General features: G+C 75.3%; 15 protein-coding genes and 1 pseudogene. 7 read left to right on the forward strand and 9 right to left on the reverse strand.

Features of this window, described 5'->3' with window-relative positions; translation table 11 throughout:
• The first annotated feature begins 110 nt into the window (after positions 1-110).
• Together JOD57_RS11600 and JOD57_RS11605 are read left to right on the forward strand one after the other, a co-directional pair.
• The gene (locus JOD57_RS11600) at positions 111-554 is read left to right on the forward strand and encodes a DUF4383 domain-containing protein (protein WP_204692173.1); all 444 of its coding nucleotides are present in this window, start codon (positions 111-113) and stop codon (positions 552-554) included.
• Positions 555-718: 164 nt separating this feature from the next.
• Positions 719-1,930 (forward strand): acyl-CoA dehydrogenase family protein, encoded by a 1,212-nt coding sequence (locus JOD57_RS11605; protein WP_204692174.1) that lies wholly within the window; start codon positions 719-721, stop codon positions 1,928-1,930.
• 133 nt (positions 1,931-2,063) lie between these two features.
• On the opposite strand, the gene JOD57_RS11610 is transcribed toward JOD57_RS11605, so the two are convergent.
• From JOD57_RS11610 to JOD57_RS11620, 3 genes are all read right to left on the reverse strand, one after another.
• Positions 2,064-2,267, reverse strand: a complete 204-nt coding sequence (locus JOD57_RS11610; protein WP_204692175.1) for a hypothetical protein — start codon at positions 2,265-2,267, stop codon at positions 2,064-2,066.
• Positions 2,268-2,503: 236 nt separating this feature from the next.
• A complete protein-coding gene (locus JOD57_RS11615) occupies positions 2,504-2,698 on the reverse strand; it encodes a hypothetical protein (RefSeq protein ID WP_204692176.1) in 195 nt (64 codons plus the stop codon).
• A 154-nt stretch (positions 2,699-2,852) separates the two neighbouring features.
• A complete protein-coding gene (locus tag JOD57_RS11620) occupies positions 2,853-4,475 on the reverse strand; it encodes an LCP family protein (protein WP_307824626.1) in 1,623 nt (540 codons plus the stop codon).
• Between the two features lie 266 nt (positions 4,476-4,741).
• Between JOD57_RS11620 and JOD57_RS11625 the strand changes: the two genes are divergently transcribed.
• Positions 4,742-5,545: an exodeoxyribonuclease III gene (locus JOD57_RS11625; protein ID WP_204692177.1), complete on the forward strand. Its 804-nt coding sequence runs from the start codon at positions 4,742-4,744 to the stop codon at positions 5,543-5,545.
• A gap of 219 nt (positions 5,546-5,764) precedes the next feature.
• On the opposite strand, the gene JOD57_RS11630 is transcribed toward JOD57_RS11625, so the two are convergent.
• Together JOD57_RS11630 and JOD57_RS26270 are read right to left on the reverse strand one after the other, a co-directional pair.
• Positions 5,765-6,151, reverse strand: a complete 387-nt coding sequence (locus JOD57_RS11630) for an AhpC/TSA family protein (RefSeq protein ID WP_204692178.1) — start codon at positions 6,149-6,151, stop codon at positions 5,765-5,767.
• A gap of 27 nt (positions 6,152-6,178) precedes the next feature.
• A complete protein-coding gene (locus JOD57_RS26270) occupies positions 6,179-6,307 on the reverse strand; it encodes a hypothetical protein (protein ID WP_275582080.1) in 129 nt (42 codons plus the stop codon).
• 108 nt (positions 6,308-6,415) lie between these two features.
• Between JOD57_RS26270 and JOD57_RS11635 the strand changes: the two genes are divergently transcribed.
• Entirely contained in the window at positions 6,416-6,694 is a 279-nt protein-coding gene (locus JOD57_RS11635; RefSeq protein ID WP_204692179.1) for a VOC family protein, read from the forward strand.
• Between the two features lie 6 nt (positions 6,695-6,700).
• On the opposite strand, the gene JOD57_RS11640 is transcribed toward JOD57_RS11635, so the two are convergent.
• Positions 6,701-7,066: a hypothetical protein gene (locus JOD57_RS11640; RefSeq protein WP_204692180.1), complete on the reverse strand. Its 366-nt coding sequence runs from the start codon at positions 7,064-7,066 to the stop codon at positions 6,701-6,703.
• Between the two features lie 275 nt (positions 7,067-7,341).
• Between JOD57_RS11640 and JOD57_RS11645 the strand changes: the two genes are divergently transcribed.
• On the forward strand, positions 7,342-7,524 hold the full coding sequence (locus JOD57_RS11645) for a hypothetical protein (RefSeq protein ID WP_204692181.1): 183 nt from the start codon (positions 7,342-7,344) through the stop codon (positions 7,522-7,524).
• Between the two features lie 184 nt (positions 7,525-7,708).
• On the opposite strand, the gene JOD57_RS11650 is transcribed toward JOD57_RS11645, so the two are convergent.
• The 3 genes and pseudogenes from JOD57_RS11650 to JOD57_RS11660 all read right to left on the reverse strand — a co-directional run bounded on the left by JOD57_RS11650 (position 7,709) and on the right by JOD57_RS11660 (position 10,039).
• Positions 7,709-8,347: an ATP-dependent Clp protease proteolytic subunit gene (locus JOD57_RS11650; RefSeq protein ID WP_204692182.1), complete on the reverse strand. Its 639-nt coding sequence runs from the start codon at positions 8,345-8,347 to the stop codon at positions 7,709-7,711.
• A gap of 226 nt (positions 8,348-8,573) precedes the next feature.
• Positions 8,574-9,278 (reverse strand): annotated as a pseudogene (locus JOD57_RS27270) (MOSC domain-containing protein); the annotation flags it as partial.
• Positions 9,279-9,292: 14 nt separating this feature from the next.
• A complete protein-coding gene (locus JOD57_RS11660; RefSeq protein ID WP_204692183.1) occupies positions 9,293-10,039 on the reverse strand; it encodes a sulfite exporter TauE/SafE family protein in 747 nt (248 codons plus the stop codon).
• A 170-nt stretch (positions 10,040-10,209) separates the two neighbouring features.
• Here JOD57_RS11660 and JOD57_RS11665 point away from each other — a divergent pair, with 170 nt between their 5' ends.
• Together JOD57_RS11665 and yaaA are read left to right on the forward strand one after the other, a co-directional pair.
• Complete coding sequence (locus tag JOD57_RS11665; protein ID WP_204692184.1) at positions 10,210-11,340, forward strand: SPL family radical SAM protein; 1,131 nt, start codon at positions 10,210-10,212, stop codon at positions 11,338-11,340.
• 76 nt (positions 11,341-11,416) lie between these two features.
• A complete protein-coding gene (yaaA, locus tag JOD57_RS11670; RefSeq protein ID WP_204692185.1) occupies positions 11,417-12,163 on the forward strand; it encodes a peroxide stress protein YaaA in 747 nt (248 codons plus the stop codon).
• The last annotated feature ends 69 nt before the right edge of the window (positions 12,164-12,232 follow it).

Genomic DNA, 12,232 nt, shown 5'->3' on the forward strand with positions numbered 1-12,232 from the left:
ACGGGGACCCCCCGGAAGGGGGAGTCCCCGTTACCGGTGATCACGCCGGGGTACCGCTCGGTGGACACCCCGCCAGGACGGCGGGCACCCCACGATCCGGAGGAACACCCATGTCCGCAGCCGCAGGAAACACCGGCGCCCGCCCGGCCAAGGCCTGGCCCCAGACCCTCGCTCTCGCGTTCGGGGTCGTCTACCTCCTGGTCGGCATCGTCGGCTTCTTCGTCACCGGCTTCGACTCCTTCGCCGACAACGCGCAGGACGAGATGCTCCTGATCTTCATGATCAACCCGCTGCACAACATCGTGCACATCGTCATCGGCCTGGCCGGCATCGCGCTGTCCCGCACGCTGGCCGGCGCCCGCACCTACGGCTGGCTGCTCGCGGTCGGCTACGCGGCGGCCTTCGTCTACGGCCTCATCGCGATCAACCAGCCGTGGGACTTCCTCAACATCAACGCCGCCGACAACGTGCTGCACGTCGCCACCGCGGTCGTCGGCCTCGTGATCGCGCTCGGTCCGGTCACCAGCACGATCGCGCGCTCCTCGCGCGTCTGAGAGGAGCGGGTCCTCCTGCCCCCACCGTTCGCGGGCTGGCGGCGGGCCCGTGCAGGAGGACTCTCCGGGAGCCGGGCACCCGCCGCGTCAGCGGGTGCCCGGCTCCCGGATCGGCGCGCGACCCCGGTGCGACGCCGGTCACGTGGAGGGATACCTTCCGACACATGGACTTCGCCCTCTCCGCCCGAGCCGAGGACGTCTGCGGCCGGATGTGGGACTACATGCGTGAGCAGGTCTTCCCCGCCGAGCCGGTGTACGACGAGTGGCGCACCGCCCGCGGCCACGACGACCACGGCCACCCGCCGGTCCTCGAGGACCTCAAGAAGGAGGCCCGCGCCCGGGGCCTGTGGAACCTCTTCCACCACGAGCTCGGTGGCCTGACCAACCTCGAGTACGCCTCGGTCGCCGAGATCATGGGCTGGTCGCCGACCATCGCCCCGGAGGCGACCAACTGCGGCGCGCCCGACACGGGCAACATGGAGACGCTGATGCTGTTCGGGACGCCCGAGCAGAAGCAGCGCTGGCTCGACCCGCTGCTGGAGGGCGAGATCCGCTCAGGCTTCGCGATGACCGAGCCCGACGTCGCCTCCTCCGACGCGCGCAACATCCAGACCTCGATCGTGCGCGACGGCGACGAGTACGTGATCAACGGCCGCAAGTGGTGGACCAGCGGTGCCGCCGACGAGCGCTGCCAGATCTTCATCGTCATGGGCAAGACCGACCCGGAGGGCGCTCCGCACCGGCAGCAGTCGATGGTGCTCGTCCCGCGGGACACCCCGGGCCTGGAGATCATCCGCCACCTGCCGGTGTTCGGGTACCAGGACCAGCACGGCCACTCGGAGCTGCGCTTCACCGACGTCCGGGTGCCGGTGTCCAACATCCTCTCCGGCGAGGGCGACGGCTTCATGATCGCCCAGGCCCGGCTCGGGCCCGGCCGGATCCACCACTGCATGCGCGCCATCGGCATGGCCGAGCGTGCGCTGGCGCTCATGGTGGAGCGCTCCAAGCAGCGGGTCGCCTTCGGCCGGCCGCTGGCCGAGCAGGGGACCGTCCGGGAGAGCATCGCCCTCTCCCGCATCGAGATCGACCAGGCCCGCCTCTACGTGCTCAAGACCGCGGACCTGATCGACAAGTACGGCGCGAAGGGCGCCAGGACCGAGATCTCCGCGATCAAGGTCGCCGCCCCGCGGGTCGCCCTCGACGTCATCGACCGCGCCATCCAGCTGCACGGCGGAGCCGGCGTCAGCAACGACACCGTGCTGGCCCGCTTCTACGCCAGTGCCCGGACGCTGCGGATCGTCGACGGCCCGGACGCCGTGCACATCCGCGGGGTCGCCAAGGAGGAGCTCGCCCGCGAGCGCCCCTGGGCCGGCTGAGGCCGGCAGGGGCCCGCGACGGGCCCCTGCCGAGGCGTCACGGCACGACGACGGGGCCGGCACCCGGCCGGGTGCCGGCTCCGTCCGCCCGCCTCCCGGGGCCCACCACGAGCCCGCGAGTGGTGGGCAGTCCTCAGATCTGCAGGTTGCCGCCGATCGCGCCGCCGGCGAGCTTGGCCTGCAGTGTCGAGCCGTCGAGGCCCGCCGCGGTGAGGGCGTCGGCGTCCCGGTCGGTGTCGATCTCGTCGGGGAGCTGACCGCCCTCCACCCGGTCGGCCCGGTCGTTGTCGCCCTCGGCGCGCAACATCTTCACCAGTTCCTGCTTGTCCAGCTTCACGCGCTTCCTCCCGTCCTGGGGTCCGCTGTCCCCCGGAGTGTGGTGCGGGTCACCGACCTGCGCAAAGCGGCGCCCACCGTGCAGGCGGACCGGTGGCGTCGCCCCGCGAGCGGTCCTCCCGCAGGGCCTCCACACATCGCGTGGGAGAGCCCACGCGCCGGCGTGGATCGACGCCGCCTGGTCCGCCGACGCGCCGTTCCGGGCCCGGGCGGCCGGTCCGGCAGGTGCCGGGCGCCTCAGCCGGCGCGGGACCGGCGCAGCAGCAGCGCGCCCGACCCGAGCAGGGCGACGGCCAGCACGAGCTGTCCGGTGCCCACCTCCGTGCGGCCGCTGCCGAACCAGGTCGGCGAGGACAGCAGCAGCACCGCGCCGATGCCCAGCACGAGCAGTGCGACCAGCCGCTCGCGTCGGCCGTCCCGTGGGGTGCTCATGCCGCCTCCGCTCCCGCCGGGCTCGACCCCGACTGCCTCCGAGCCAACCAGACCGGCACCCGGCCGGTGGCGCGGCACGGGCGGGCCCACCGCGTCCGGCCGCCTGCGGGGTCCCGCCGCGAGCTGCGGACGGTCCGGCGGGCGGGGTCCTCGGTCAGCCGTTCCTCGTGGGCGGCTGGCCCGCGGCCAGGGCCTCCTGGGCCCGCACCGGGTCGTAGGCACAGGCGTCGCCGACGTCGGCCGCCGGAGCGGCGGGCGGGGGTGTCGGCGTCTGCCCGGCCGTGTCGCCCTCGGCACCGGCGGCCTGGTCGCCGGGGGCGGCCGGCGGGGTGGAAGACGCCGAGGACGCCGGGGCCGCCGGGGCCGCCGGGGCCAGCGAGTCGGACACGATCCGGCGCACCAGGTCGTAGTCCGGGTAGGCCGGGTCGATCAGGCTCGTGTCGAACACGACGCTGCGGACCTCGGCGTCCTTGACCAGGAAGGCCAGGTCGACGAAGTCGTCGAGGGCCGTGCGCGGGATGTCGGTGCTGACGATGTCCTGCGTCGTGGCCGCGAGCTCCTGGTACTGCTCGAGCAGGGTGATCGGGTCGGCCGCGTCGATGATCGCGGTGATCGTGCAGCGCTGGCGGTCCATCCGGTCGTAGTCGGTGAGACCGAAGCGCCCGCGGGCGAAGTCGAGCGCCGTCGTGCCGTCCATCCGCTGGTCCGGCCCCGGGGCGATGTAGGCGTCGGGCAGCTCGCCGGTCCCGGGGTTGCCGTTGACCGGCACGTAGTAGTTCACGTTCACCGTGATGCCGCCGAGGGCGTCGACCAGGCGGCTGAAGCCGTCGAGGTTGACCAGCACGAAGTAGTCGATCTCCAGGCCGAGGGCCTCGCCGACGCCGAGCTTGAGGAAGTCGGCGCCGGGGTCGTCGGTGGCCCCGAGGACGCCGGGGTGCTGCGCCGGGCCGTTGCGGTACACGGCGTTGAGCAGGCTCTCGCTCTCGCTGCCGGCGTCGAAGCCGTCGGGGTAGATCGCGGCCAGCGGGCTGTCGGCCGGGAACGGCAGGTCCTCGAGGTTGCGCGGCAGGCTGAACAGCGTGGTCACGCCGGTCTCGGTGGCGATGCTGGCGACGATCACCGTGTCGGTGCGCACGCCCTCGCGGCCCTCGCCGCCGTCGCCGCCGAGGAGCAGGACGTTGACCCGCTCCTTGGTGCCGAACGGGTCGACCGAGTCGTCGACCGTGGCCGACTCGCGGTCGTCGGCGAAGACGCCGTCGAGCAGGCCGCGCTGGGCCACCGCCACCGTGCCGACCCGGTAGGCCGGGTAGGCGATGGCGGCGACGAGGGCGACGACGAGCAGGGCCCCGAGGGCCAGCCGGGGACGGGAGCTGCGCCGGGGCAGCAGCGAGCGGTAGCCGGTGACGACGACGGCGATCCACGCGAGGGCCAGCACCACGATCCCGGCGAGGACCCAGGTGAGGCTGCCGGAGTCGACGAGCAGCCGCGCCGCGGTGCGCTGCCCGGCCGTGGCCACCCAGACGCCGCCGGCGACCAGCAGCAGGAAGAGCACGAGCACGGCCGCGCCCAGCCGGCGACGGCCGGAGGCGAGGAAGGCGGTGCCCCAGACGACGGCGTTGACCACGGTGAGCACCAGGACGGCGACCAGCGAGCGCGACTCGGGACGCTGCCGGGAGCCGTGGCCCTCGGCCTCCCGCTCCGCCCCCCGGGTACCGGGGACCGGCGGGAGGGCCGGCGCGTCGCCGATCGGGCGGGTCAGGTCGGCGTCGTCGCTCACGACCGCACCCGGTGGGCGGCCCCGGTCATCGCGTCGTCCCGCGGGTCCGGCGCGTCGTCCGGGTCATGGTCACCGGCCCATGGTCCCACTGGTCGCTGGCAGTCACGGGGCGCCCGTACCCCGTGAACGTGCAGGTCACCCGAAGGGACGTGACCGTGGTCTCCTGCTCGCCGACCGTGGTCCCGACGGCCGGCCCTCCTGCAGGGCCGGCCGCGAGCCTGCGAGCGGTGGGGGACGGGGAGGTCCTCTCACTAGTCTCGGGGGTCGTGCGCCTCGCGACCTGGAACGTGAACTCCATCCGCACCCGCGCCGACCGGGTGGCCGCCTGGCTGCAGCGGCGCGACGTCGACGTCCTGGCGCTGCAGGAGACCAAGTGCCGGGACGACCAGTTCCCCGAGGAGCGCTTCACGGCCCTGGGCTACCAGGTCGCCCACGTCGGCCACTCGCAGTGGAACGGCGTCGCGGTGCTCTCCCGGGTCGGGCTGGCCGACGTCGAGACGGGCTTCCCCGGGATGCCGACGTGGAGCGCGAAGGAGGGTGCGGAACCCGCCGCCGAGGCCCGCGCCCTGGGCGCCACCTGCGGGGGCGTGCGGGTGTGGAGCCTGTACGTGCCGAACGGCCGGGCGCTGGGTGACCCGCACTACGACTACAAGCTCGAGTGGCTGGGCGCGCTGCGCAGCGCGGCCGGCGGCTGGCTGGCCGCCGACCCCGCCGCGCAGGTGGCGCTGGTCGGCGACTGGAACATCGCCCCGCAGGACGACGACGTGTGGGACATGAGCGTCTTCGCGCACTCGACGCACGTCACCGAGCGCGAGCGGGTGGCGTTCCGCGCGGTGGTCGAGGCCGGGTACGCCGACGTCGTCCGGCCGCACGCCCCCGGACCCGGCGTCTACACGTACTGGGACTACACGCAGCTGCGGTTCCCGCGCCGCGAGGGCATGCGGATCGACTTCGTCCTCGGCTCCCCTGCGTTCGCCTCGCGGGTGACGAATGCCCTGGTAGATCGCGAGGAGCGCAAGGGCAAGGGCGCCAGCGACCACGCCCCCGTGGTGGTCGAGCTGGCCGACTGACAGCGGTGTGCCGATTGGTTGGCGGCCGTGGCCTCCGACGCCGGCGGTGATGTGCGCTCACGGCTCACTCTGGAGACCAACTGCACCATAGGCGCACAGTGCTGCAGGTCACGCCTCCCACTGTGGTCAGCCGACCGGCACCAGCGCCCGCCAGCGTGCGAGCCCGGTCCAGCACCTGGCAACCAACGCGCACACCGCTGTGAGCCCGCCGCCGGGCGCTCAGCGCTGCGCGAGCGCCGCGGACACGACCTCGCCGGCCGGGGGCCGGTCGTCGGGGCTGCGCGGCCGCCAGACCTCGACGACCGTGCCGTCCACGACGACGGCGTCCCCGCCGAGCTGCCGGGTGTCCTCCCCGGAGGGCCGTGCCAGCCGGGTGCCCGAGCGCAGCGCCCGCGCGTACAGCGCGAGCGTCCCGGGGTTGTAGACCCGCCACCACGGCGCCCGCCCGATCCCCAGCCGGCGGTACAGCACGCGGCCGGGGTCGCTGAGCACCGTGCCGGTGAACCCGGCCCGGCGGACGACCGCGGCCAGCCGGTCGGCCGGGCCGAAGCCGACCAGGACCGGCCCCAGCTCCGGGGCGCCGGCCGCGCGCACCTCCTCCTGCACCTGGACCAGGTGCTGCCGGCAGGGCAGCTAGTGGCGGTGCCGCATCAGCACGACGACCCGCACGCCCGGCCCGTCGGCCAGCGGCCGCCCCTGCCCGCGGGGATCGGTCAGGCGGAGGTCGTGGACGTCCACGGCGACTCGTGCCCGGCGCGTCATGCGCCCAGGATGGACGAGCACCGGCGCACCTCCGCACGCAGGCGTCGCGGCGGTGCCCCGCTCGACCTGGGACGTGCTCGGGGTCCTGGCGTCGGACACGAGGACCGGATGCGGGAGCTGGAGAAGCCGCCGGTGCTCGCCGCGCGCGGCGGGTGCTGGTTCCGCGGTGGCGCGCTGGAGGTGCACCTGGGCGTCGAGGAGCCGGTCTCCCCGGCCCGCAAGGCCCGTCCCGGCCTGCTCGTCGACGGCCTGGCCGCTCCCGCCCGGCGACTGGAGGACGCCGGGCACCCGGTCACCTGGGACGACGACTTCCCCGGCCACGATCCCTTCCACGCCGCCGACCCGTTCGGCGACCGCCTGGAGTTCCTGCAGCCGCACGCCGGCTGAGGGGCGTCAGCGGGCGAGCGCGGCCAGCAGCCCGGCCTCCCGCGCGGCGCTGAGCCCGGCCCGCCGCGGCCGGTCCAGCCCCTGCGCGCGCTCCCACGCCAGGACGTCGGCCAGCAGCTCCTCCCGGGGACGGTGGCGCAGCCCGGCGGCCGCGGCCCGCGCGCCCGAGCGGCTCGACCAGCCGCGGTCCTCCGGCGCGGGCAGCCAGAGGGCCAGGGACTCCTCGCCCGTGTAGGGCTCGACCCCCTGCTCCAGCAGCCAGGCGCCGGGCGCGGGCACCACCGGCCCGGTGTGCCCGCCCACCGCCCGGGAGGCAGCCACCCACTGGCCGAACGGGACCACCGGCCCGACCGCGTCGTAGGTGCCGGTCACGCCGCGCTCCGCGCAGGAGACCAGCCACGCCGCGAGGTCCCCGGACGTCGACCACCTGCGTGGGCAGGTCCGGGGTGTCGGGGACCAGCATCGGACCCTCCGGGTCGCGCGCGGCGCGGGCGACCCAGGCACCCGAGCGGTCGGTGTGGTCGCCCGGACCGCCGATCAGGCCGGCGCGGGCCACCACCAGGCGGTCCCCCACCGCGGCCCGGGACACCTCCTCGCAGGTCACCTTCGCCGGCCCGTAGAGGTCCCGGCCCACGCGGGGCCGCTCGGTGGACGCCCCCAGCTCGGCCGTCTCGTCCTCGCCCGGCGTCGTGCGGGAGGTGTACACGCTCACCGAGGAGACGTGGGTCCAGTGCCGGGCGTCCAGCGCCTCCAGCGCGGCGCGGACGAAGGCCGGCTGCCACGACACCTCCACGACGGCGTCCCACGAGCGGCCGGCCACCGCGGCGTAGGCGTCGGGGCGCCCGCGGTCGGCGACCACCAGCCGGGCGCCGTCGGCGACCTCGCCGGCCTCCCCCCGGGCCAGGCAGGTGACCGCGTGCCCGCGCCCCAGCGCCTGCCGCGACACCTCGCGGCCCAGCCACGCCGTCCCGCCGAGCACGAGCACGTCCACCCGAGGTCCCCCTCCCTGCCGCCTCAGCCCACCACCGGGCCGCCACCGCCGGGCAGCGCGGCGGCGGAGGCGACGACGGAGTCGATCAGGCCGTACTCGCGCGCCTGGGCCGGGGTGAACCAGCGGTCGCGGTCGGAGTCCCGCTCGATCTCCTCCACGGTCCGGCCGGTGTACTGCGCCTGCAACTCGTTGAGGTCGCGCTTGAGCCGGCGCAGCATGTCGGCCTGGATGGTGATGTCCGACTGCGTCCCACCGATGCCCGCCGAGGGCTGGTGGACCATGATCCGCGTGTGGGGCAGCGAGAACCGCTTGCCCGGGGTGCCGGCCGTGAGCAGGAACTGCCCCATCGAGGCGGCCATCCCGAAGGCGTAGGTGGCGACGTCGCAGTCGAGGAACTGCATGGTGTCGTGGATGGCCATCCCGGCGCTGACCGAGCCGCCGGGTGAGTTGACGTAGAGGTGGACGTCGCGCTTCGGGTCCTCGGCCGACAGCAGCAGCATCTGGGCGCAGAGCTGGTTGGCGACCTCGTCGTCCACCTCGCTGCCGAGGACGACGATCCGCTCGCGCAGGAGCCGGTCGAGGACGGCGTCGGAGAGGCCCGGGGACCTCCCGTCCCCGTTGCTCAGGCGCGGGTACCCGCTGCTCGACGTGTGGGTGCGCATGGGTGGGGCCTCCTCCGGTCGTGTCCGTGCCGACGTCCAGGAGCCTGGCGGGAATGGCTGGGGAATGCGCGCCCATCGCCATTCTTCTGCTATACGCGGAATGGCGTTCGCCTCTCGCGAAACGGATTGACGCCGGCCGGCTGCCCGTGCCCGGCGACGTCCCCGCGCCGGCCGCCGGGAGGTCGGGACCTGCGCGCGGCTGGTACGGGACCGCGGTGTCGCCGCAGCGCACCGTGCCGCCCCGGACGACCTCCGCCTGCAACCCGAAGTCCACGTCGTGGACCTGCCCGAGCACCCGGAGCAGCCCCTCCTCGGGACCGAGACCCGCGTGGGACTGGGGCGCACAGACCATGACGCACCGCGGCATGCCCGCCCCGAGCTGCAGCACGACGTCCGGCCCGATCGCCAGACGGCGTCCCCGCCAGACGTCCTCGACGAAGCCGTCGCCCTCGACGTCCAGGACGACGTTGGCCCGGGAGCGAGCCGCGGCCACGGGGCGCCCGAGGACCTGGCCGAGGTGGCGGAGACCCGCGGTCGTGATCACGTGCACCGGCGACTCGTCGTGGTGCGCCACCGCGGTCTCCCGGCGGAGCTCCAGCTCCCGGCCGAGCAGGGTGCTGAGCGCCGCGCTCGCCGCCGGGTCGTCCGCGGGCACGTCTCGCCCGTCGGGGAAGGTGACCAGCGGCACGCCCGCCGCACCCCGGCGCGCGCGCAGCTCCGCGAGGCCGTCCACGCGCCGGAACCGCCGGGTCGTCCTGCCGCTGCCGATGCAGCCGTCCGCGGTGTAGACCGCCCAGCTCCGGTCGGCCTCGACGCCCCGGGAGGTCATCGTGACGGTGTCGAGGTGCTCTCCGGCCATCGACTTCACCGGGGACCTCGACAGGCCGGCGACGGCACCGATGCGCACGGGGCACGGTAGCGGGCAGGTCACACGGGGCCGGGCCGTCAACCGCCGAGCAGGCCGTCGACCACGGTCGCGACGCTCCCGACCAGGGCCAGCGCGAGGGCGGCGGTGCGGGCGGCCGCCGGCGCCACCCGCGCGGAGAGGGCGGTGCCGGCCACGAGGCCGACGGCCAGGGCCGCGATCGCGACCACCCAGTCCGCGGCGGGCAGCGAGGGCAGGCCCTTGGCCGCCACCGACGCCGAGCCGATGACGACGAAGCACAGCTGCGCCGTCGCGGCGAACGCGGGCTGCGGCCACCGGGTCGCCACCGCGTAGATCGTCAGGGCCGGCCCGCCGACGCCGGCGGTCGCGTTCATGAAGCCCGACGCCGCCCCGGCGAGCACCGCGGGCGCCGTCCCTGCCGCGACGCCCGCTCCGGTGCCGCTGCGCCGGTCGGCCGCGAGGACGACGAGCAGCGCCACCACCACGCAGCCGCCCACCAGGACCTGCAGGAGAGCGGGTGCGGTGGTGCGGGCGACCCAGGCGCCCGGGAGGACCGCCACCAGCGCGGGTGCCGAGAGCAGCAGGCCCCGGCGCACGTCCACGTCCCGCCGCACCTGCGCGAGGACCAGCACCGAGGCGGCGACCCCCAGCACGTTGATCAGGAGGATCCCGGCGAACGGCCCGAGCAGCAGCACGAGGAAGGGCGCCGCGACCAGGGCGAAGCCGAGCCCGGTGATGCGCTGCGTGCCGGCACCGAGCGCGACCGCGACCGCGAGTCCGAGCGGGGCCGGCCAGCCGGCGTCCACGTCAGCGGGCCCGTCCCGGACGCGGCGCCGCCGGAGCCGGCGGGGAGCCGGGGTGGGTGCGGACGGACACCTCCCGACCCTGACCGACGGCTCCGCCGACGGCGACAGGAGGGCCAGGAAAGGCTGCTGACCAGGGCATCAGCGGGCCGCTCCCGGTGTTGCACCGAGCGATGACCGCGCTGCTCGCACCGCCCGCCGTCCCGTCCGACGCCGCCCTGTCCCCCGCCGCTCCCGCACCCTCCCGCCTGTGGACCCCCAAGCGGGTCCTCGTCACCCGCTCGGCCGCCGAGCGGCCGCACGGGCAGCGCGTCCTCGCGCGCCTCGAGGCCGCCGGTGTCGACGCCGTGGAGGTGCTCCGGGGCGACCGGCTGCCCAACCTGCGCGGCGACGGCGACCGCGCGGCGTTCATGGCCGCCAAGGACACCCTCGCGCTCGTGGTCCCGGCGCCGTCCAAGCGGGAGCTGCAGCCGATCCCGCCGTCGGCGGACTGGCGGGTCGACCTGGCCGAGGGCTGCCCGGCGCACTGCCAGTACTGCTACCTCGCCGGCTCGCTCGGTGGGCCGCCGATCACCCGCGTGTTCGCCGACCTCGACGAGGTGCTCGACGGCCTCGACGCCTACGTCGGCCGCGGCGCCGTCACCTCCGGCACGCTCGAGCGCGGCGGCGAGGGGACGACGTTCGAGGCCTCCTGCTACACCGACCCGCTGGCCATCGAGCACCTGACCGGCGGGCTGTCGCGGATGGTCGAGCACTTCGGCACCCACGACTGGGCCGGTCCCGTGCAGCTGCGGGCGACCACCAAGTTCGACGACGTCGCCGGCCTGCTGACCCTGCCCCACGGCGGCCGCACCCGGCTGCGCTTCTCGGTCAACGCGTCGTCGGTCGACCGCCGCTTCGAGGGTGCGACGGCCAAGGTGCCGGGGCGACTGCGGGCGCTGTCGGCGGTGGCCGCGGCCGGCTACCCGGTGGGCGTGACCATCGCGCCGATCATGCCGGTGGAGGGCTGGCGCGAGGAGTACGGCGAGCTGCTCGACGGGATCGCCGCCGCCGTCCCGGTCGGACACGACCTCACCGTCGAGTGCATCACCCACCGGTTCACGCCGGGCAGCAAGGAGACGCTGCTCGACTGGTACCCGCGGACCAAGCTGGAGATGGACGAGACGCGCCGGACCACCAAGCGCGGCAAGTTCGGCTCGGTGAAGCACGTGTACCCGAAGGACACGATGGCCGAGCTGCGCGGCTGGTTCGAGCGCGAGCTCCCCGAGCGGCTCCCCGGCGCCCGTCTGCTGTACTGGACCTGAGGAAGGACCCCTCTGCCCCCACCGCTCGCGGGCTCGCGGCGGGGCCCTGCCGAGGGGCCGGATAGCGTCGTTCCTCGTGCTCGTGCTGCTGCCGCCGTCGGAGACCAAGTGCCCGGACGGCGACGGCGCCCCGCTCGACCTCGCCGCGCTGGCCACCCCGGAGCTCACCGCGGTGCGCGCCACGCTGGTCGACGCGCTGGTCCGGCTCGCCGCCGACCCGCCGGTCGCCCGCACCGCGCTCGGCCTCTCCCCCGGCCAGGACACCGAGCTGGGCCGCAACGCCGCGCTGTGCACCAGCCCGACGACGCCCGCGCTGGAGCGCTACACCGGCGTCCTCTACGACGCCCTCGGCGTCCGGTCCATGACGCGGGCCCAGCGGGCGCGGGCGGACCGCCGGCTCGCCGTGGTCTCGGCGCTGTTCGGCCTGGCCCGCGCGACCGACCCGATCCCGGCCTACCGGCTCTCGGCCGGCTCGGCGCTACCGGGGCTGCCCACCCTGCGCACGCTGTGGCGGCCCGTCCTCGGTCCGGCGCTCGCGGCGGCCGGGGAGCTCGTCGTCGACCTGCGCAGCGGGGGGTACCAGGCCCTGGCGCCGGTCCCGGGCGCGGTGACCGTCGACGTGCGGAGCCAGCGCCCCGACGGCACGCGAACCGTGATCAGCCACGCGAACAAGTCGCACAAGGGGCGGGTCGCCCGGCTGCTGGCCACCACGACCGCCGAGCCCGACTCCGTCGTCCGGCTGCGCGCACTCCTGCGCCGAGCGGGGTTGCACGTGGAACACGACGGCGGGACGGCACTCACGCTGGTCCTCCCCGCGGCCTGAACCGCAGGCCATGACCGAGCGTCAGCGGATGTGAGCTTGCCGTCAGCTCTGTTGGTCACAACCGGCGTC

It is taken from the genome of Geodermatophilus bullaregiensis, from assembly GCF_016907675.1.
Lineage (GTDB): Bacteria > Actinomycetota > Actinomycetes > Mycobacteriales > Geodermatophilaceae > Geodermatophilus > Geodermatophilus bullaregiensis.